We start from the raw sequence: 18,670 nt of genomic DNA, 5'->3' as shown, positions 1-18,670 counted from the left end.
CATCATGGACGAGCAAAAGAAACTAGCCCTGATTTCCAGGATGGGCGCGCTGCAAAAATACAATGGCGGCGTCGCTCCGCTTGCCATGCCACTTGTCACTTTGGAAGAATATTTCGATGGAGCTGAGGGCGAAGCCGGATTGCTGTGCAACAGCCCGGAAGAGCCAGACAATGATACGGTTCTGGCGGCATTTCAGTCGATACGAAAAAGGCCTGACGTTCACGACGTTCGAATAGCAATCGTGCAATGTGACGATGGAGAATGGCCGTTCTCGGACAAGGTCGTCATAACAACGCGCGCCAGCGAAGAACACGTCATTGGCTGGCTGCCGTCAGGCTTTGAGCCGGACGAAACCTGGGAGGGAGATGTAGATCATCTGCCCGCTGAGCAGGTTGACGTTCCGGCCGGTTACCGAAAGCTGTGGCTCTGGTATGATTAGCTGCAATTGTCGAAGCAGCCGCTAGAACGGACGAATGGCCACCGAAATCGTCTCTGCCCACGACATCTTCCCGCATATCCGCATCGTCATGGGCATGGTGATAGGCCTCGGCGTCACGCGCCTGCTGTCTGGGCTCGCGCGCATTGTCCAGCATCCCGGCCAATACAGGCTCTATCCCGTGCACCTCGCCTGGGTCGCCTCCATGCTGTTGCTGCTGGTGCATTTCTGGTGGTGGGAGTTCGGCCTTTACACCATAGAGGTCTGGACCTTCGGCAAGTACCTGTTCCTGATCTTCTACGCCATCACGCTGTTCCTGCTGTGCGCGCTGCTGTTTCCGGATTCGATGCTCGACTACACCAGCTACGAAGATTTCTTCTATTCACGCCGCGGCTGGTTTTTCGGCCTGCTGGCGACGACCTATCTGCTCGATGTCGTTGACACGCTGCTGAAAGGACCCGAGCATTTCGCCCGCTACGGCAATGAATATCTGTTCCGAACGCCGGTTTTCGTCCTGCTGTGCATCGCCGCCATCCTGGTGCGCGACCGCCGTTTCCACATCGCCTTCGTCGTCGGCACGCTGATCTACCAGGTCTCGTTCATTCTGCGGCTCTTCGACACCATCGTCTGAGCGAGCGCGATGGTCTACGGTCCAGGAGAAAGAGGTTCAACCATGTACAAGGCCATCGGATCGCGTGGATCCCGGGTCAGCCGCGTTCTCTGGATGCTCGAGGAACTCGGGCAGTCCTATGAATTCGTCGAGGTCAAGTTGCGCTCGCCGGAAGCCTATGCGCTCAATCCGTCGGGCAAGGTGCCGATCCTCATCGATGGCGAACTGACGGTGACGGATTCGGCGGCGATCTGTGTCTATCTCGCCGACAAACATGCCGACAAGGGCATGGGCGCCAATCCCGGTGTTGCCGGTCGCGCCGAGATGGATTCCTGGATGCATTTCGCCCAAAGCGAGTTCGAGGCGCCGCTTTGGAACAAGCTGCGCCACCGCTTCCTGCTGCCGAAAGAGGTGCGGGTCGATGTCGGCCCAGCCGCCGCCTACGATTTCGCCTCGGAGACCAAGGCGCTGGACCGCCGGCTGGGCGACAAGCCATTTGCGCTCGGCGACCGGTTTTCGGCCATCGATGTGTTGCTGGGCGACATGGGCAACTGGGCCCGTGCCGGAAAATTCCCGATCGAGTCCGAGCGCGTCAACGCCTATTTCGACCGCCTGCTGTCGCGGCCGGCCCGGGCGCGGGCGCAGGCTAATGGTGGAGCTATACGATGAAACTCAACCTCAACACCGACTTCACCAAATTCCCGCGTGCCGTATCGGTGCTGCCTGCCGGCAAGGCCGGAACCGCCGCACCATCTGGCCGTGCCGTTCTGCCCCATGACGAGCGCCATCTGCGCCGCCGCGCCATCGAGCTTGCGGACGGCAGCAAGGTGCTGGTCGACCTGCCCGAGCCTGTCAACCTGAACGATGGCGATCGGCTGGTGCTGGAAGACGGCGGCCAGATCGAGATTATCGCAGCGCCGGAAGAGGTCTACGACATCCGCGCTCGCGATGGCGTGCACCTGACCGAACTTGCCTGGCATATCGGCAACCGGCATCTTGCGGCGGCGATCGAGCCAGGCCGCATCCTGATCCTGCGTGACCATGTCATCAAGGCGATGCTGGAGGGGCTCGGCGCCACGGTGCGCGAGGTCTCCGAGCCGTTCAAGCCGGTGCGCGGCGCTTACTCCAGTGGGCATGATCATGGTCACGCGCACGCCGAAGCGCATGCACACAGCCACGCCGAGACGCATTCTCACTCACACAGCGAGTCGCATTCCCATTCCCACGGCCATTCCCATGACGGGCATCATCACGATCATGATTGACCAGCCTTCCGGCATCGCTCTGCTGCGGCTGATGGCGTGGCTGTCGCCGGCCTTTCCGGTTGGCGGCTTCTCCTACAGCCATGGTCTCGAGCGCGCCGCGCATGACGGATTGGTGGCCGACAGCGGAAGTCTCGCCGCCTGGCTCGAAACGCTGGTCGAGATGGGCTCAGGCTGGAACGACGCCGTGCTGTTCACAGAGGCCTGGCGCCGCGCCCGCGACGGGGGTGGCGACCTCCATGAAATTGCCGACCTCGCCGAAGCGCTGGCCGGCTCGCACGAGCGCCACACCGAAACCATGCTGCAAGGCGCCGCCTTCCTGAAAGCGGCCTCGGCATGGCCCAATCCGGTGCTGGAGCGTTTGCCGGCCGAATGCGCCTACTGTGTCGCTGTCGGCGCCGTTGCCGGCGGCAACGGCATCGCGCTTCAGGACGCGATGTCAGCCTTCCTGCAGGCGTTCTTCTCCAACCTCGTCCAGGCGGCGATCCGGCTCGGCGTCGTTGGTCAGAGTGGAGCGACGGTGCTGCTCGCCGGCTTCGAGCCGCTGGCGCTGGCGACCGCCGCACGAGCGGCTGGCTCGACATTGGACGATCTCGGCGGCTGCGCCTTCATCTCCGACGTGATGGCGATGAAGCACGAGACGCAATACTCCAGGCTGTTCCGCTCATGACCACGCTCGCCTTCGCTCTTTCGGCCATCCTGCTGTTGATCACCGCGCTGCATGTCTATTGGGGCCTTGGCGGCATCTGGCCAGGCAGGGACGGCGCCTCCTGCGCCCACGCCGTCGTCGGCTTTCGCGGCGTCGACGAAATGCCGACGCCCTTTGCCTGTTTTGCTGTTGCCGCGTGCCTGTGTCTGGCAACGCTGTGGCCGCTGGCGCTTGAAGACGTCTTTGCTTCGCCCTTTCCAAGGGAAGGCCTCGCCGCCACAGCGCTGCTCATCGGGCTGGTTTTCCTCGGTCGTGGCATTGCCGGCTTCACCCCTTGGTGGCGCCGGCTGGCGCCGGAGCAACCTTTTGCGCGGCTCGATACCAGTCTCTATTCGCCGCTGTGCCTGTTGATCGGGCTCAGCTTCGCAATTCTCGCCATAACGGAGTTTTCGGCATGACCCAGGCCAACGGTCCCCTTCGCATCGGCATCGGCGGCCCTGTCGGCTCCGGCAAGACGACGCTGACGGAAAAGCTCTGCAAGGCGCTGCGCGACGACTTTTCCATCGCCGTGGTCACCAACGACATCTACACCAAGGAAGACGCCATGATGCTGGCCCGCCTGCAGGCGCTGCCGGAAGACCGCATCGTCGGCGTCGAGACCGGCGGCTGCCCGCACACCGCCATCCGCGAGGACGCCTCGATCAATTTGCAGGCGATCGCCGGGCTGAACAAAAGATTTCCGGACCTCGACATCGTCTTCATCGAATCCGGTGGCGACAATCTTGCCGCCACCTTCTCGCCCGACCTTGCCGACTTGACCCTCTATGTCATCTCGGTCTGCCAGGGCGAGGAAATCCCGCGCAAGGGCGGGCCGGCGATCACCCGCTCCGATTTCCTCATCATCAACAAGAGCGATCTCGCGCCCTACGTGAACGTCAACCTCGATGTCATGGAGAGCGACGCCGCCCGCATGCGCGGCAAGCGCCCGTTCGGCTTCACCGACCTGTCGCGCGGCAAGGGCCTGCAGGAGGTCATCGACTTCATCGTCGAGCATGGCGGGCTGCAGTCGGCTCGCACGGCGGCCTGACGCATGACAGCCTGACCCAGCAGTTTGCCGTTGCTGGCCACGGTCGGGCGCGGCATTCTCTCGAAAACGGAGGTTTTCAGATGAGCATCGCCCGCCTGCAGAAGGAAACGCTGACCAACCTGCCCTACTACGAAGAGCGCGTCGATCTCGCCGCTGCCTTCCGCTGGACGGCGCGGCTCAACATGCATGAGGCGGTGGCCAATCATTTCTCGCTGTCGGTCAATGAGGACGGCACCAAATTCCTGATGAATCCCAACCAGGTGCATTTCTCACGCATCAAGGCGAGCGACCTTCTGCTGATCGACGCCAACGATCCCGGGACGTTGTCTGGCCCGAATGCGCCGGACCCGACCGCCTGGGGCCTGCACGGCGCCATCCACCGCAACGTCCCGCATGCGCGCTGCGTCATGCATGTGCATTCGATCCACGCCACCGTGCTGGCATCGCTGGCCGATTCGACCCTGCCGCCGATCGACCAGAACTCAGCAATGTTCTTCAACCGCCATGTCGTCGACGCCCATTATGGCGGGTTGGCCTTCGAGGAAGAGGGCGAGCGCTGCTCGCAGCTGCTCACCGATCCCAAGGTCAAGGTGATGGTGATGGGCAATCATGGCGTCATGGTCATCGGCGATACCGTCGCCGATGCCTTCAACCGCATGTTCTATTTCGAGCGCGCCGCCGAAACCTACATCAAGGCGCTGTGGACCGGCCGTCCGCTGCGCACGCTCTCCGACGCGATTGCCGAAAAGGCCGCCAGCGAAATGGACGACTATCCAGGCCAGGCCGAGCGTCATCTTGCCGAGCTCAAGGCGATCCTCGACGAGGAGGAGCCGGTTTACCGGAGCTGAGCGCCTCAGTTGCGGAGTGATCGCCGTCGGCAATTGGCGAAACCATCAACACAGCCACTTTCTCCCCGTCACTATACGGGGAGAAATGTCCGGCAGGACAATGAGGGGCAGCGCCAAGGTTTCAGAAATCAGCATCTGACGCCGACGCTTTGCCAAGTCAGCGCTGCCCCTCATCCGCCTGCCGGCACCTTCTCCCCGTACAGTGACGGGGAGAAGGGGGCTGGTTTCAGGCTCGCCGCCCTTCCCCCAATGCTGACGCTTAGAGCCCCAACTGAGCCCGCAACTCTTCCGCGCTGTTGATCACCACAGCCCCGGGCGGTCCTTCCATTGGCGCTTCCGGCCAGAAGATCGTGCGCATCCCCGCCGCCAGGCCGGATGTGGCGCCGGTCACGCTGTCGTCGACCGCCACCGCATCCGCAGGGTCGACGCCGGCCAGCCAGGCGGCGCGCAGGAAGGGTTCGGGATGCGGCTTGCCTTCGCGCACGTCGTTGCGGCTGATCGTGCGCATGCCGGGATAGATCAGGCCGACCGCGCTCAGATTGGCGTCGACGATCACCCGGTCGGAATTGGACACCACCGCCTGCTGCACGCCGAGCGCGCGCAATGTGTTGAACACTTCGATCGCACCGGGGCGCGGCTTCAGCGTCTCGGCCATCGGCAGATAGTGGTCATATTTGCGTACGATCCAGTCGTCGAAGGGCAGGTCGAGGCCGAACTCGCTGCGCAGCATCTCGTAGACCGGTCCGGCGGCGATGCCCAGCACCCGCTCATGCAGGTCGACCGGCGGCGCGATGCCGACGCTGCGCAGCGCCGCCACCAGGGCGGCCTCATGCAGCGGCTCGCTGTCGACCAGCGTGCCGTCCATATCCCAGAAAACCGCTTTCGGCGTCATGCGCGAGGCTCCTTTTGCCGATCCCCTTAAAGCGTTTGTACCGGGAGATAAACCGCCGAAGTCATGTGCAGGCGATTTTGGCCGTGGCGATTGCCTCGTCGCAATGGGGTCAACGCGGCAAGCAATTGCCCTCTCGATAGACAATTGCGCGCCGACGCATTCCCTGCAAGACTATAGCGCTTCGCCCAAGGGGCGGGCCAAAAGGGCAGGGCTGGAGGCCGATTTTGAATTCGCGGCAGGACGGCGGCAGCAACAGGCTGGATGAGGCGGCGCGCGCCGGCTGGCTATATTATGTTGCCGGCAACACGCAGGACCAGATCGCCACCACGCTCGGCATTTCCCGGCAGACAGCGCAGCGGCTGGTGTCGCTGGCGGTGTCGGAAGGGCTGATCAAGGTGCGCGTCGACCACCCGATCGCCAACTGCCTCGACCTTGCGGCGCGGTTGAGGTCGCGCTTCGCGCTTGACCTGGTCGAAGTGGTGCCGAGCGATCCGACCTCGTCCTCGACCACGATCGGCATTGCCGACGCGGCCGCCGCCGAGATCGAGCGGCGGCTCAGGTCGCCGACGCCGATCGTCATGGCCATCGGCACCGGCCGTACGCTGAAGGCGGCGATCGAGCAGTTGCCGCCGATGGAATGCTCGCAGCACAAGGTGGTGTCGTTGACCGGCAACATCTCGCCCGACGGTTCTGCCGCCTTCTACAACGTCATCTTCACCATGGCCGACAGGGTCAAAGCGCGCTCGTTCCCGATGCCGCTGCCGGTCATCGCCTCGTCGCCGGAAGAGCGCGAGATGCTACTCGCCCAGCCGATGATCCAGCCGACGCTGGCGCTCGCAGCGGAAGCCGACGTCACCTTTGTCGGCATCGGCGATCTCGGCCCGAAGGCGCCGCTCTATGAGGACGGCTTCATCTCGGAAAGTGAATTGAAGGCGCTGCAAAAGGCCGGCGGCGTTGCAGAGATCGTCGGCTGGGTGTTCGACCGGGAAGGCCGCATGATCGAGGGCATCACCAACGACCGGGTATCGTCGGCCGCTTTGCCGTCACGCGAAAAATCGCTCGTCATTGCGCTGGCCATGGGCGAGCGCAAATTGCCGGGCATTCTGGCCGCGGTGAACCGGCGGCTGGTCAATGGCCTCATCACCGACGAGCGGACCGCCACGGCTCTGCTCGACGGCGCCTGAGCTGGCGATAAAAATCGGCGCGGCTATTTGTGCCGGCCGCAAACGTCGTTTCCATCGAGGAAACCCATGTCGCGCTGCAAATGCGGCGACAATTCCCGGACGTCGACATAGCCGCGCTTGCGGCCCACCAGCAGCGAAAATTCGTGCGCCAGCACAGAAAACCAGCTCTGCGCCGGGGTTGAATGGAGCTTTTGCTGTACCGTGGTCATGATCTTCAGCCTCCGCTATGCTTGAACTGGATTGATCGTCGACACCAGATATCGGTCTGATCGGCTCCGGCTTCCAATCAAACGTCGATCATGACTCATAAGGAGGGCTTATGCCCGAACTCAAGGCACCACAGCTTGCCCAACTGCCGCCGCTGCAGGCCATCAGGGTGTTCGAAGCCGTCGCGCGGCATCTCTCCTTCACCAAGGCCGCGGAGGAACTGGGCATGACCCAGGCCGCCGCCAGCTATCAGATCAAGCTGCTGGAAGAGCGCATCGGTTCGCCGCTGTTCCTGCGCCAGCCGCGCCAGATCGTGCTGACCGAACCCGGCCAGCGCCTGGCGCCCGCCGTCAGCGAGGCGTTCAGTCTGATCAGCAGCGCCTATTCGGCCGCACGCGGCGGCGCCGATGGCGTGCTTTGCGTGTCGACGCTACTGACCTTCGCCTCGAACTGGCTGGCGCAGCATCTCGGCTCCTTTCAACTGTCGCACCCGTCGCTGGCGGTGCGCGTCGATACCTCGAACAGGGTCATCGATTTCACCCGCGAGGACATGGACATCGCCATCCGCTCCGGCAGCGGCAAATGGCCGGGGGTGGAAACGCACCTTCTGTTCAAGGCCGATTTCACCCCGGTGCTCAGCCCGGCGCTCGCCGCCAGCATTGGTGGCGTCCACGAACCGGCCGACCTGTTCAAACTGCCCATTCTCGATCCCGGCGACATATGGTGGCGGGAATGGTTCGCCCTTGCTGGCGTGCCGGCGGACGAACTTGCCAATCGCACCGGCACCAGCATGGGTGCGCAGGCCTATGAGGCGAATGCGGCGATCGCCGGCCATGGCGTGGCGATCCTGACCACGGCGCTGTTCAAGACCGAGCTCGCCGCCGGCCGCCTGATCCAGCCCTTCGAGCTGGTTGGCGACGACGGCCATGCCTATTGGCTGGTCTATCCAACGGCGCGCCGCAACGTGCCGAAGATAAAGGCCTTCCGCGACTGGATCCTGGCCGAGATCGCCTGCGCTTAAGGTGCAGACTGAGTCGGGGGATGGTTTCTGCCGAGTCTTCAAGGTTGGGCCAAAGATCCACGACAATTCTCGCTTTCGTGGACTGAAACGCGCGGCAGGCGTGTGACGCACGCGATCGAAGCATTCACGCCATTTCAAGCTGCCATAAAGGCAATCGGCCGCGAAGTCAGGGCTGAGCAAGGACGAATCAAACTGGATCAGGGTGACGGAAACGCTGACCAGAGCCGAGCAAACTCGCGACGGCCGGGTTTTCGAATATTCCATCGGAAGCTACCCGGCCCACGGCTGAGGGCTGGCTCCCAGCTCCATCATTGATGGGGTTGCGATGGCAAGCCGCCCTGATGTTCGCGCCCCGACAGGCTACCCCCGAATCCATCGAATATTCCCTCTCCGCACGACGCCGCGCGCGCCCTCGCGTGCTGCGCTGCAGCATCGAATCCGGCTTGACATAATTAACATCGAGTGAGTAATTGCTCAGTACCAAGGCAAATGCTCATCTTGGTTCATGGGAGGAATTTGATGAAACTTCGCACGCTCACTCTGGGCCTGTTGTCGGCCAGCGCTTTCGCTTTCGCCGCGCATGCCGAATCCATCACCATCGCCACCGTCAACAACGCCGACATGATCCGCATGCAGACGCTGACGGACGACTTCGCCAAGGCGAACCCCGACATCACGCTCAACTGGGTCACGCTCGAAGAGAATGTGCTGCGCGAGCGCGTCACCACCGACATCGCCACCAAGGGCGGCCAGTACGACGTCATGACCATCGGCACCTACGAGGTTCCGATCTGGGCCAAGCAGAGCTGGCTGCTGCCGCTCGACAAGCTCGGCGACGACTATGACGCCAAGGACATCCTGCCGGCCATCGCCGGCGGCCTTTCGGTCGACGGCAAGCTCTACGCCGCGCCCTTCTACGGCGAAAGCTCCTTCGTCATGTACCGCAAGGACCTGATGGACAAGGCCGGGCTGACCATGCCCGACGCGCCGACCTGGGACTTCATCAAGCAGGCCGCCGACAAGATGACCGACCGCGCCAATGGCGTGAACGGCGTGTGCCTGCGCGGCAAGGCCGGCTGGGGCGAGAACATGGCCTTCCTGACCGCCATGTCGAACTCCTTCGGCGCGCGCTGGTTCGACGAGAACTGGAAGCCGCAATTCGACCAGCCCGAATGGAAGAACACGCTGCAGTTCTATGTCGATCTGATGAAGGCCGACGGCCCCGAGGGCGCCTCGTCCAACGGCTTCAACGAAAACCTGGCGCTGTTCCAGCAGGGCAAGTGCGGCATGTGGATCGATGCCACGGTCGCCGCATCCATGGTCTCTGACCCCAAGAGCTCGAAGGTCGCCGACAAAGTTGCCTATGCGCTCGCGCCTGACACCGGTCTCGGCAAGCGCGGCAACTGGCTGTGGGCATGGTCGCTGGCCGTTCCCGCCGGTACGCAGAAGGGGGACGCGGCGCAGAAGTTCGTCTCCTGGGCAACCAGCAAGCACTACTCCGAGCTCGTCGCTTCCAAGCTAGGCTGGGCCAGCGCTCCTCCGGGAACGCGCACCTCGCTCTACGCCAATGCGGAGTACCAGAAGGCAGCGCCTTTCGCCAAGATGACGCTGGACTCCATCAACGCCGCCGATCCGACGCATCCGACCGTCAAGCCGGTGCCCTATGTCGGCGTGCAGTTCGTCGCCATCCCCGAGTTCCAGGGTCTCGGCACCACCGTCGGCCAGCTGTTCTCCGCGGCGCTTGCCGGCCAGTCGAGCGTCGACGATGCGCTCAAGCAGGCCCAGGACGCCGCCACGGCAACGATGACCGAAGGCGGTTATATCCAGTAAGGCTCCTCCCGGTGCCGACTGCCGGCCGCCTTCCTGGCCGGCAACGGCCGCCCGAATCCCAGTTCGGGCGGCCTCTTTCACACACTTGAAAATTGGCTGACCTTGAAGGGTGACCGTCATGGCTACTCAGCAGACCCGTTCGCTTGCCCGTTTCATGATGGCGCCATCCGTGGTGCTGCTGTTCGTCTGGATGATCGTGCCGCTGGTCATCACCCTGTGGTTCTCCTTCCAGCAGTACAATCCGCTCAATCCTATCCGCGACGGGTTCGTCGGCTTCTCCAACTACGCGCTGTTCTATTCCAACCCGGCCTTCCTGCAGTCGATCCTCAACACGCTTGTTCTGGTGGGCAGCGTGCTGCTGATCACCGTCATCGGCGGCATCCTGCTGGCGCTTTTGATCGATCAGCCGATGTGGGGACAGGGGATCGTGCGCATCCTCGTCATCTCACCGTTCTTCGTCATGCCGCCGGTGGCGGCGCTGGTCTGGAAGAACATGATCATGCATCCGCAATACGGCGTCTTCGCCGACATTGCGCGCTTCTTCGGGGCTCAACCGATCGACTGGTTCGGGCAGCATCCGATGATGGCGATCATCATCATCGTCGCCTGGCAATGGTTGCCTTTCGCGACGCTGATCCTTTTGACTGCCCTGCAGTCACTTGACGGCGAGCAGAAGGAAGCCGCCGAGATGGACGGCGCCGGCTTCGTCAGCCGCTTCATCTATCTGACGCTGCCGCACATGTCGCGCGCCATCACCGTCGTCATCCTGATTCAGACCATCTTCCTGCTGTCGGTCTATGCCGAGATCCTGGTCACCACCAATGGCGGCCCCGGCTACGCCTCCACCAACCTGCCCTTCCTCGTCTACCAGAAGGCATTGCTGGAGTTCAAAATCGGCCAGGCATCCGCCGGCGGTGTCATCGCCGTCATTCTCGCCAACATCGTCGCCTTCTTCGCCATGCGCGCGGTCGGCAAGAACCTGGACAAGTAAGGGAGGATACGATGGCACGTGCAGTCACCACCCAACACAAGGTCATTGCGACCGGCGCCGCCTGGATCGTCGCGCTGCTGATCTTCTTCCCGATCCTCTATACGATCATCACCTCGTTCAAGTCGGAGCAGGAGGCCATCCAGGGCTTCGCCCTGATCCCGTCGGGGACGTTCGAGAGCTATACCGAGGTCCAGGCGCAGAGCGGCTATTTCAAGTTCTTCTTCAACTCGGTGCTGCTCTCGGTCGGCTCGACCATCCTGGCCCTGATCGTCGCGGTTCCGGCCGCCTGGTCGATGGCCTTCTCGCCGGGCAAACGGACCAAGGACATCCTGATGTGGATGCTCTCGACCAAGATGATGCCGGCGGTCGCGGTGCTGTTCCCGATCTACCTGATCTTCCGCGACACCGGCCTGCTCGACAGCCGCATCGGCTTGATGGTCATGCTGATGCTGATCAACCTGCCGATCGTGATCTGGATGCTCTACACCTACTTCCGCGAAATCCCTGGCGAAATCCTGGAAGCCGCGCGCATGGACGGCGCTACCCTGTGGGGCGAGATCGCCTATGTGCTGACCCCGATGGCGGTACCAGGCATAGCGTCGACCATGCTCCTCAACATCATCCTGGCATGGAACGAAGCGTTCTGGACCATCCGTCTGACCACCACAGAGGCCGCGCCGCTGACGGCTTTCATCAGTTCGTTCTCAAGCCCGCAAGGCCTGTTCTGGGCCAAGCTTTCGGCGGCCTCGACGCTGGCGATCGCCCCGATCCTGATCATGGGCTGGTTCAGCCAGAAGCAGCTGGTGCGCGGCCTGACATTCGGAGCCGTGAAGTAAACCGAAACTGCCTGAAGCAACCGGCTAAAGCTATTCCAGGAAAAGTGTGTAGCGGTTTTCCGTCCGGAATTGCGTAAACCAAATAGTTACCCCTCGGGGAGGAAACCATGGGAAACATCACGCTCAAGAACGTCTCCAAGCACTTCGGATCGACGGTCATCATTCCAGGCCTCGACCTGGTCATCGAGAATGGCGAGTTCGTCGTCTTCGTCGGCCCGTCGGGTTGCGGCAAGTCCACGCTGCTGCGCCTCATCGCCGGCCTCGAGGACACCAGCGGCGGCACCATCAACATCGATGGCCGCGACGTCACCGGCGAGGCGCCGGCCAAGCGCAAGCTGGCCATGGTGTTCCAGTCCTATGCGCTCTACCCGCATATGACGGTGGCCAAGAACATCGGCTTCCCGCTGAAGATGGCGGGCGAGGATGTGGCGACGATCGACAAGAAGGTGAAGGATGCGGCCCGGGTGCTGAACCTCACCAACTATCTCGAACGCCGGCCCGGCCAGCTCTCCGGCGGCCAGCGCCAGCGCGTCGCCATCGGCCGCGCCATCGTGCGCCAACCTTCGGCATTCCTGTTCGACGAGCCGCTGTCCAACCTTGACGCAGCACTTCGCGGCACCATGCGTCTCGAGATCAGCGAGCTGCACCATCAGCTCAAGACGACGATGATCTACGTCACCCACGACCAGATCGAAGCCATGACCATGGCCGACAAGATCGTCGTGCTCAACGCCGGCAACATCGAACAGGTCGGCTCGCCGATGGAGCTCTACAAGTCGCCGAAGAACCTGTTCGTGGCCGGCTTCATCGGTTCGCCGAAGATGAACCTGATCGAAGGCGCGCCGGCCGCCAAATACAACGCCAAGACCATCGGCGTCCGTCCCGAGCACATGAACATCTCGACCACGGCGGGCGACTGGAAAGCCACTGTTGGCGTTGCCGAACATTTGGGATCCGACACCTTCCTGCACGTCCAGGCCGATGGCGTCGGCACGCTGACCGTGCGCGCCGACGGCGAAATGCCTGTCCGTCACGGCGACACCATCTACCTCACGCCCGACAAGGTTCGGATGCATCGCTTCGGCCCCGACGGAAAGGCGCTGACGCAGTGAGGTTGAAAGGCAAATCGGCGCTGATCACCGGATCCGCGCGGGGCATAGGCAGAGCCTTCGCCGAAGCCTATGTGCGCGAGGGCGCGACCGTCGCCATTGCCGATATCAATCTGGCGGCTGCCGAAAAGACAGCCTCCGAGATTGGCGCCAAGGCCTATGCGGTCAGGCTCGACGTCTCCGACCTCGCTTCGATCGAGGCGGCGGTCAAGGTGGTCGAGACAAAAACCGGCGGCCTCGACATACTGATCAACAACGCCGCTTTGTTCGACCTGGCGCCGATCATCGAGATCACCAAGGCGAGCTACGACAAATTGTTTTCGGTCAACGTCGCCGGTACGCTGTTCATGCTGCAGGCCGCGGCCCGCTCAATGATCGCACGCGGCAAGGGCGGCAAGATCATCAACATCGCGAGTCAGGCCGGACGGCGCGGCGAGCCGCTGGTCGCCGTCTACTGCGCCACCAAGGCTGCGGTCATTTCGCTCACCCAGTCGGCAGGGCTCGATCTGATCAAGCACCGCATCAACGTCAATGGCATCGCGCCGGGCGTCGTTGGCAGCGATATGTGGGATGAGGTCGACGCGCTGTTCGCCAAATATGAGAACCGGCCGAAGGGCGAGAAGAAGCGGCTGGTCGGCGAGGGCGTGCCTTACGGCCGCATGGGCAAGCCGGAGGACCTGACCGGCATGGCCGTGTTCCTGGCCAGCGATGACGCCGAATACATCGTCGCCCAGACCTACAATGTCGATGGTGGCCAGTGGATGAGTTGAGGGGCGAAGGCACTCTTCTCCCCATCCCTCCACGGGGAGAAGAGGCCGGGATTACGCAGGCCGCAGCCCGGCCAAAGGGTAAAAGCAGATGACCATGAAACTCTCGTCTTCCGTCCTCGCCAAGCTTCCCCCAGAGGTCGCCGGCCCGAAATACGATCGCACTGCGCTCAAAGCCGGCATCGTCCATTTCGGCGTCGGCAATTTCCATCGCTCGCACCAGGCCGTCTATCTCGACGACCTCTTCAATGCGGGCATTGGCCATGATTGGGCGTTGATCGGCGCCGGCGTCTTCGAGGGCGAGAAGGTCGGCCGTTCCAAGCTGCAGGAGCAGGACTGGCTGACCACCGTGGTCGAGCAGGATTCCGACCATATGAGCGCCCGCGTCACTGGCGTCATGATCGACTTCCTGACGCCAGGCGATGCGGATGCCATCATCGACCAGCTTGCCGATCCCGCCATCAAGATCGTCTCGTTGACCATCACCGAAGGCGGCTATTTCATCGATCCGGCCTCCGGCAAGTTCAACCCGACCCATCCCGACATCGTCGCCGACGCGCAGGCCGGCACCACGCCGAAGACGGTGTTCGGCCTCATCCTGGCCGGGCTGATGCGCCGCCGCGCCGACGGCATCGTGCCGTTCACAGTCATGTCCTGCGACAACATCCCCCACAACGGCCATGTCACGTCGGACGGCGTCATCGGCCTTGCCCGCCTGATCGACGAAGATCTGGCCAACTGGGTCAGCGACAACGTCGCCTTCCCGAATGGCATGGTCGATCGCATCACGCCGGCCACCTCCGATCGCGAGCGCGGCATCCTGTCCACGGAGTTCGGCCTCGAGGACAATTGGCCGGTGTTCTGCGAGCCGTTCAAGCAATGGGTGCTGGAGGATCATTTCACTGACGGCCGTCCGCCGTTGGAGCAAGTCGGCGTCCAATTCGTCAAGGACGTCGCGCCTTACGAGCTGATGAAGATCCGCATCCTCAATGGCGGCCATGCTACCATCGCCTATCCAGCAGGACTGATGGACATCCATTTCGTCCATGAGGCGATGCAGGAGCCGCTGGTGCGCGGCTTCCTCGCCAAGCTCGAACATGACGAGATCATTCCGACCGTGCCGCCAGTGCCCAACACCGTGCTGGAGGACTATTATCAGCTCATCGAGCACCGCTTCTCCAACCCGAAGATCGGTGACACCATCCGAAGGCTTTGCCTCGACGGTTCCAACCGGCAGCCGAAATTCATCATCCCGACCATCGCCGACCGGCTGAAAGCCGGCAAAAGCGTTGCGGGTCTCGCGCTGGAATCGGCGCTGTGGTGCCGCTACTGCTTCGGCACCACCGACAGCGGCGCCGTCATCGAGGCCAACGATCCGAGCTGGGACCGGCTGCAGGCCACCGCCAAGGCGGCGAAGGACAAGCCCGGCGCCTGGCTTGCCATGGAGGACATCTATGGCGATGTCGGCCGCTCGGCGCCGTTCGCCGAGGCCTTTGCCCATGCGCTCAAGGTTCTGTGGGCGAATGGTGCGCGCGCGACGCTGACGCGCTACATCGCCGGCAAGCTCTGACGCGAGCCGCAATGACGCCCGAACTGGTCATCTTCGACTGTGACGGCGTGCTGGTCGACAGCGAGGCGCTGTCGGTCTCGGCCCTGCTTGGTATGATCACGGCTGCCGGCGGTTCGGTCAGCGAGGACACTGCCTACGAGCACTTCCTCGGCAAGAGCATGAAAAGCGTGCGCGAAATTCTCGGCCGCGATTTCGCGATCGACATCACCGACGGTCAGCTGACCGACATGCGCGTCGAACTGATGCGCAAATTCCGCGAAGAGCTGAAACCGATACCCGGCATCAGGGAGGTCCTGCCGAAACTGGGCGCACCCTGCTGCGTCGCCTCGTCGGGCACGCTCGACCGCATCCGCTATGCGCTCGACGTCACCGGCCTGCTCGGCCTGCTCGAGCCGCATCTGTTCAGCGCCGCCATGGTCGCGCGCGGCAAGCCGGCGCCGGATCTTTTTCTCCACGCCGCCGCCTCGATGCGGGCCCATCCGAGCAGCTGCCTTGTCGTCGAGGACAGCCCGGCCGGCATCGCCGCGGCCCGGGCCGCCGGCATGCGCGTCTTTGCCTTCACCGGCGGTTCGCACGCCGGCAACCCGGCCTTGAAAGCGCGGCTTGCGTCGAGTGAACCGGACTTTATATTCGCTGACATGCTGCAATTGCCCGATCTGATTGCAGGCCTGGGAGCGAGAGTAAAAGCATCTTGACGAAAAGCTTCGTTTGCGCGGTCGATGTCGGCACCGGGAGCGCCCGCGCGGGCATTCTCGACACGTCAGGCACCTTGCTCGGCCGCGCCGAGCATCCGATCGTCATGAACCAGCCGAAGGCCGATCACGCCGAGCACAATTCGCAGGATATCTGGTCGGCAGTGTGCATCGCGGTGCGCGCGGCGCGCGAAAAGGCCGGTGTGTCAGCTGAAGACATTGTCGGCATGTCGTTCGACGCCACCTGCTCGCTGGTGGTGCTGAACAGGGATGGCGGCCAGCTCAGCGTGTCGGTGACGGGCGAGCGGCGCTGGGACACCATCGTCTGGCTCGACCATCGCGCCATAGCCGAAGCCGACGAATGCACGGCAAGCGGCCACGCCGTGCTCGACTATATCGGCGGCGTCATGTCGCCGGAAATGGCGACGCCGAAGCTGATGTGGCTGAAGCGCAATCTGCCCGGCACATGGCATGAAGCCGGCTATCTATTTGATCTTACCGATTTCCTGACCTGGAAGGCGACCGGTTCGCTGGCGCGTTCGCAATGCACGCTGACCGCCAAATGGACCTATCTGGCGCACGAAGAAACCGGCTGGCGTCGCGACTTCTTCGAGACGGTCGGGCTAAGCGATCTGTTCGAGCACGGCAACCTGCCGGAGAAGGCAAGCGCGGTTGGCGCCGATATCGGCATGCTCTCGGCCGATGCGGCGGCCGAGCTTGGCCTGACCGAGAACTGCCGGGTCGGCGCCGGTGTTATCGACGCCTATGCCGGCGCGCTCGGCGTGCTCGGCGGCTTTGCCGGCGATCAACAGAATATCGGTCGCCATCTGGCGCTGATCGCCGGCACGTCGAGCTGCGTCATGGCGATGTCGCCCGACCCGCAACCCTTTGCCGGCGTCTGGGGCCCGTACTATGGCGCCGCACTTCCAAAACTCTGGCTATCGGAAGGCGGCCAGTCGGCCACCGGCGCGCTGCTCGACCACATCATCCGCTGGCATGGCGCCGGTGGCGAGCCGGACGCCGCCATGCATGCCAAGATCGCCAGGCGCGTCGCCGAACTCCGCGCGACAGAGGGCGACAAGCTCGCCGCCAGGCTGCATGTGCTGCCGGATTTCCATGGCAACCGCTCGCCGCTTGCCGATCCGCATGCCGTCGGCGTCGTCAGCGGGCTGACGCTGGATTCCTCCTTCGACAGCCTGTGCAAGCTCTATTGGCGCACCGCCGTCGGCATCGCGCTCGGCGTGCGCCACGTGCTGGAGGCGCTGAACGAGAATGGCTACTTGATCGACACGCTGCATGTCACCGGCGGCCACACCAAGAACCCGCTTTTGATGGAGCTTTATGCTGACGCCACCGGCTGCGCTGTTATCGAGCCGCTGGCCGATGAAGCGGTGCTGCTCGGCACCGGCATGGTCGCCGCCACCGCCGCTGGCCTGTTTCCCGACCTGAACGCCGCCTGCGTCGCCATGCAGCAAGGCGGCAGAACGCGCGCCTCGAACCCGGCCGCTTCAGGCCGCTTCGACCGCGACTACAAGATCTTTCTCGAAATGCACCGTCAGCGGCAGGCGCTCGACGCCATCAGCTAGGCTTCTGCGCTGTGCGCAAGGATACACCTGACGTCGCGTCGAACAGGTGGACGCTCTCCTCCTCGAATGTATAACGCACCGGCGCGCGCAACGCCGGGCATTCGCGGGCCGGCACCAGCGCGCTGACCTCCTTGCCGTCGCAGGCGAACGTCACCAGCGCGTCATTGCCATGGAACTCGATGAGATCGGCAGTGCCTTGCAGGAGGTTGGTGCTGTCCCCGGCGTCGGCGGTCTTCAGGTCCGGAGGCCGAACCCCAAGCACCGCGCGATGGACGCCTCGCAGGTCGAAACCGAAGCCTTCGATGGAAAAGGTCGTGCCGGCACCCGTCAGCGCCCAGCGGTCGTCCTTCCGACCGACCGTCACGTCGATGAAATTCATGTTCGGCGTGCCGATGAAGCCGGCGACGAACAGATTGCCCGGCTGCCTGTAAATCTCGGCCGGCGAGCCGATCTGCTCGATGACGCCGTCCTTGAGCAAAACGATGCGGTCCGCCAGCGTCATCGCTTCGAGCTGGTCGTGGGTGACGTAGACGGTGGTGGTCTTCAGTGACTGATGCAGCCGGGCGATCTCGACCCGCATATGGTTGCGCAGCTTGGCGTCGAGGTTGGACAGCGGCTCGTCGAACAGGAACACCTTCGGCGTCTTGATCATGGCGCGCGCAATCGCCACGCGCTGCTGCTGACCGCCGGAAAGCTCCGTCGGCTTGCGGGCGAGGTAAGGTTCGAGGCCCAGTGTCTTGGCCACCGCCTCGACCCGCTTCTGGATCTCGGCCGCGGGCACCTTCTGCCGCTTGAGGCCGAAGGCGATGTTGTCGAAGATCGTCATGTGTGGGTAGAGCGCATAGTTCTGGAACACCATGGCGATGCCGCGATCGCCGGGTTCGAGATCGTTGACGACCTTGCCGCCGATCGACACCTCGCCGCCGCTGATATCCTCCAGCCCGGCCAGCATCCTCAACAAGGTCGACTTGCCGCAGCCGGAAGGCCCGAGGAAGACGACGAACTCATGCTCCTCGATCGACAGATTGAGATCGCGGATGACGGTGGTGGCGCCGTATGCCTTGTCGACATGGGAACAAACGATCGCGGACAT

Annotated in this window: 21 protein-coding genes; 18 read left to right on the top strand and 3 right to left on the bottom strand. The window is 63.3% G+C overall.

All coding sequences use genetic code 11. From position 1 onward, the window contains the following. Positions 1-4 precede the first annotated feature (4 nt). The 8 genes from AC04SG_RS17790 to AC04SG_RS17755 all read left to right on the top strand — a co-directional run bounded on the left by AC04SG_RS17790 (position 5) and on the right by AC04SG_RS17755 (position 4,892). Positions 5-439, top strand: a complete 435-nt coding sequence (locus AC04SG_RS17790) for a hypothetical protein (RefSeq protein ID WP_112559987.1) — start codon at positions 5-7, stop codon at positions 437-439. A 34-nt stretch (positions 440-473) separates the two neighbouring features. Next, on the top strand, positions 474-1,067 hold the full coding sequence (locus tag AC04SG_RS17785) for a hypothetical protein (protein ID WP_192255267.1): 594 nt from the start codon (positions 474-476) through the stop codon (positions 1,065-1,067). A gap of 42 nt (positions 1,068-1,109) precedes the next feature. Beyond that, positions 1,110-1,715: a glutathione S-transferase family protein gene (locus tag AC04SG_RS17780; RefSeq protein WP_488552094.1), complete on the top strand. Its 606-nt coding sequence runs from the start codon at positions 1,110-1,112 to the stop codon at positions 1,713-1,715. Further along, on the top strand, positions 1,712-2,311 hold the full coding sequence (locus AC04SG_RS17775) for an urease accessory protein UreE (protein ID WP_488552093.1): 600 nt from the start codon (positions 1,712-1,714) through the stop codon (positions 2,309-2,311). Before AC04SG_RS17780 ends, AC04SG_RS17775 begins: the two co-directional genes overlap by 4 nt. After that, complete coding sequence (locus AC04SG_RS17770; protein ID WP_488552139.1) at positions 2,304-2,978, top strand: urease accessory protein UreF; 675 nt, start codon at positions 2,304-2,306, stop codon at positions 2,976-2,978. The genes AC04SG_RS17775 and AC04SG_RS17770 overlap by 8 nt, the downstream gene beginning before the upstream one ends. Next, the gene (locus AC04SG_RS17765) at positions 2,975-3,415 is read left to right on the top strand and encodes a DUF3995 domain-containing protein (protein WP_112559991.1); all 441 of its coding nucleotides are present in this window, start codon (positions 2,975-2,977) and stop codon (positions 3,413-3,415) included. The genes AC04SG_RS17770 and AC04SG_RS17765 overlap by 4 nt, the downstream gene beginning before the upstream one ends. After that, positions 3,412-4,044 carry an urease accessory protein UreG gene (gene ureG, locus AC04SG_RS17760; protein WP_192255260.1) on the top strand — a complete coding sequence of 211 codons (633 nt, stop codon included), beginning with the start codon at positions 3,412-3,414 and terminating at the stop codon, positions 4,042-4,044. Before AC04SG_RS17765 ends, ureG begins: the two co-directional genes overlap by 4 nt. A gap of 80 nt (positions 4,045-4,124) precedes the next feature. Continuing rightward, positions 4,125-4,892, top strand: coding sequence for a class II aldolase and adducin N-terminal domain-containing protein (locus tag AC04SG_RS17755; protein WP_488552092.1), 768 nt, complete (start codon positions 4,125-4,127; stop codon positions 4,890-4,892). Positions 4,893-5,151: 259 nt separating this feature from the next. Here the strand turns inward: AC04SG_RS17755 and AC04SG_RS17750 are convergent, their stop codons facing one another. Further along, a complete protein-coding gene (locus tag AC04SG_RS17750) occupies positions 5,152-5,784 on the bottom strand; it encodes an HAD family hydrolase (RefSeq protein ID WP_488552091.1) in 633 nt (210 codons plus the stop codon). A gap of 224 nt (positions 5,785-6,008) precedes the next feature. Between AC04SG_RS17750 and AC04SG_RS17745 the strand changes: the two genes are divergently transcribed. Then, positions 6,009-6,968 carry a sugar-binding transcriptional regulator gene (locus AC04SG_RS17745; protein ID WP_488552090.1) on the top strand — a complete coding sequence of 320 codons (960 nt, stop codon included), beginning with the start codon at positions 6,009-6,011 and terminating at the stop codon, positions 6,966-6,968. Positions 6,969-6,991: 23 nt separating this feature from the next. On the opposite strand, the gene AC04SG_RS17740 is transcribed toward AC04SG_RS17745, so the two are convergent. Continuing rightward, entirely contained in the window at positions 6,992-7,177 is a 186-nt protein-coding gene (locus tag AC04SG_RS17740; protein ID WP_488552089.1) for a hypothetical protein, read from the bottom strand. 110 nt (positions 7,178-7,287) lie between these two features. Here AC04SG_RS17740 and AC04SG_RS17735 point away from each other — a divergent pair, with 110 nt between their 5' ends. The 9 genes from AC04SG_RS17735 to AC04SG_RS17695 all read left to right on the top strand — a co-directional run bounded on the left by AC04SG_RS17735 (position 7,288) and on the right by AC04SG_RS17695 (position 17,577). Beyond that, positions 7,288-8,196, top strand: coding sequence for a LysR substrate-binding domain-containing protein (locus AC04SG_RS17735; RefSeq protein ID WP_488552088.1), 909 nt, complete (start codon positions 7,288-7,290; stop codon positions 8,194-8,196). Between the two features lie 519 nt (positions 8,197-8,715). Continuing rightward, on the top strand, positions 8,716-10,026 hold the full coding sequence (locus tag AC04SG_RS17730; protein ID WP_488552087.1) for an ABC transporter substrate-binding protein: 1,311 nt from the start codon (positions 8,716-8,718) through the stop codon (positions 10,024-10,026). 118 nt (positions 10,027-10,144) lie between these two features. After that, on the top strand, positions 10,145-11,017 hold the full coding sequence (locus AC04SG_RS17725; RefSeq protein ID WP_112560001.1) for a carbohydrate ABC transporter permease: 873 nt from the start codon (positions 10,145-10,147) through the stop codon (positions 11,015-11,017). Between the two features lie 11 nt (positions 11,018-11,028). Further along, the gene (locus AC04SG_RS17720; RefSeq protein WP_112560002.1) at positions 11,029-11,853 is read left to right on the top strand and encodes a carbohydrate ABC transporter permease; all 825 of its coding nucleotides are present in this window, start codon (positions 11,029-11,031) and stop codon (positions 11,851-11,853) included. Positions 11,854-11,960: 107 nt separating this feature from the next. Then, entirely contained in the window at positions 11,961-12,965 is a 1,005-nt protein-coding gene (locus tag AC04SG_RS17715; protein ID WP_477282944.1) for an ABC transporter ATP-binding protein, read from the top strand. Further along, entirely contained in the window at positions 12,962-13,732 is a 771-nt protein-coding gene (locus tag AC04SG_RS17710; RefSeq protein WP_488552086.1) for an L-iditol 2-dehydrogenase, read from the top strand. Before AC04SG_RS17715 ends, AC04SG_RS17710 begins: the two co-directional genes overlap by 4 nt. 88 nt (positions 13,733-13,820) lie before the next feature. After that, on the top strand, positions 13,821-15,299 hold the full coding sequence (locus AC04SG_RS17705; RefSeq protein ID WP_488552085.1) for a mannitol dehydrogenase family protein: 1,479 nt from the start codon (positions 13,821-13,823) through the stop codon (positions 15,297-15,299). An 11-nt stretch (positions 15,300-15,310) separates the two neighbouring features. Further along, positions 15,311-15,994: an HAD family hydrolase gene (locus tag AC04SG_RS17700; RefSeq protein WP_488552084.1), complete on the top strand. Its 684-nt coding sequence runs from the start codon at positions 15,311-15,313 to the stop codon at positions 15,992-15,994. Beyond that, positions 15,991-17,577 (top strand): FGGY-family carbohydrate kinase, encoded by a 1,587-nt coding sequence (locus tag AC04SG_RS17695; protein WP_352561985.1) that lies wholly within the window; start codon positions 15,991-15,993, stop codon positions 17,575-17,577. Before AC04SG_RS17700 ends, AC04SG_RS17695 begins: the two co-directional genes overlap by 4 nt. On the opposite strand, the gene AC04SG_RS17690 is transcribed toward AC04SG_RS17695, so the two are convergent. Next, positions 17,570-18,670, bottom strand: coding sequence for an ABC transporter ATP-binding protein (locus AC04SG_RS17690; RefSeq protein WP_488552083.1), 1,101 nt, complete (start codon positions 18,668-18,670; stop codon positions 17,570-17,572). The genes AC04SG_RS17695 and AC04SG_RS17690 overlap by 8 nt on opposite strands.

Source organism: Mesorhizobium sp. CNPSo 4684 (assembly GCF_057784315.1).
The sequence above is the reverse complement of the archived record's forward strand: the minus strand, read 5'-3'. Positions and strand labels throughout refer to the sequence as shown.

Bases quoted from the DNA above. Each gene is read 5' to 3' on its own strand.
- AC04SG_RS17750 (WP_488552091.1), bottom strand. From the start codon at position 5,784: ATGACGCCGAAAGCGGTTTTCTGGGATATGGACGGCACGCTGGTCGAC.
- AC04SG_RS17700 (WP_488552084.1), top strand. From the start codon at position 15,311: ATGACGCCCGAACTGGTCATCTTCGACTGTGACGGCGTGCTGGTCGAC.
- AC04SG_RS17785 (WP_192255267.1), top strand. From the start codon at position 474: ATGGCCACCGAAATCGTCTCTGCCCACGACATCTTCCCGCATATCCGC.
- AC04SG_RS17790 (WP_112559987.1), top strand. From the start codon at position 5: ATGGACGAGCAAAAGAAACTAGCCCTGATTTCCAGGATGGGCGCGCTG.
- AC04SG_RS17755 (WP_488552092.1), top strand. From the start codon at position 4,125: ATGAGCATCGCCCGCCTGCAGAAGGAAACGCTGACCAACCTGCCCTAC.
- ureG (WP_192255260.1), top strand. From the start codon at position 3,412: ATGACCCAGGCCAACGGTCCCCTTCGCATCGGCATCGGCGGCCCTGTC.
- AC04SG_RS17730 (WP_488552087.1), top strand. From the start codon at position 8,716: ATGAAACTTCGCACGCTCACTCTGGGCCTGTTGTCGGCCAGCGCTTTC.
- AC04SG_RS17720 (WP_112560002.1), top strand. From the start codon at position 11,029: ATGGCACGTGCAGTCACCACCCAACACAAGGTCATTGCGACCGGCGCC.
- AC04SG_RS17765 (WP_112559991.1), top strand. From the start codon at position 2,975: ATGACCACGCTCGCCTTCGCTCTTTCGGCCATCCTGCTGTTGATCACC.
- AC04SG_RS17775 (WP_488552093.1), top strand. From the start codon at position 1,712: ATGAAACTCAACCTCAACACCGACTTCACCAAATTCCCGCGTGCCGTA.
- AC04SG_RS17705 (WP_488552085.1), top strand. From the start codon at position 13,821: ATGACCATGAAACTCTCGTCTTCCGTCCTCGCCAAGCTTCCCCCAGAG.
- AC04SG_RS17715 (WP_477282944.1), top strand. From the start codon at position 11,961: ATGGGAAACATCACGCTCAAGAACGTCTCCAAGCACTTCGGATCGACG.
- AC04SG_RS17735 (WP_488552088.1), top strand. From the start codon at position 7,288: ATGCCCGAACTCAAGGCACCACAGCTTGCCCAACTGCCGCCGCTGCAG.
- AC04SG_RS17780 (WP_488552094.1), top strand. From the start codon at position 1,110: ATGTACAAGGCCATCGGATCGCGTGGATCCCGGGTCAGCCGCGTTCTC.
- AC04SG_RS17690 (WP_488552083.1), bottom strand. From the start codon at position 18,670: ATGTCCGCGATCGTTTGTTCCCATGTCGACAAGGCATACGGCGCCACC.
- AC04SG_RS17770 (WP_488552139.1), top strand. From the start codon at position 2,304: ATGATTGACCAGCCTTCCGGCATCGCTCTGCTGCGGCTGATGGCGTGG.
- AC04SG_RS17740 (WP_488552089.1), bottom strand. From the start codon at position 7,177: ATGACCACGGTACAGCAAAAGCTCCATTCAACCCCGGCGCAGAGCTGG.
- AC04SG_RS17725 (WP_112560001.1), top strand. From the start codon at position 10,145: ATGGCTACTCAGCAGACCCGTTCGCTTGCCCGTTTCATGATGGCGCCA.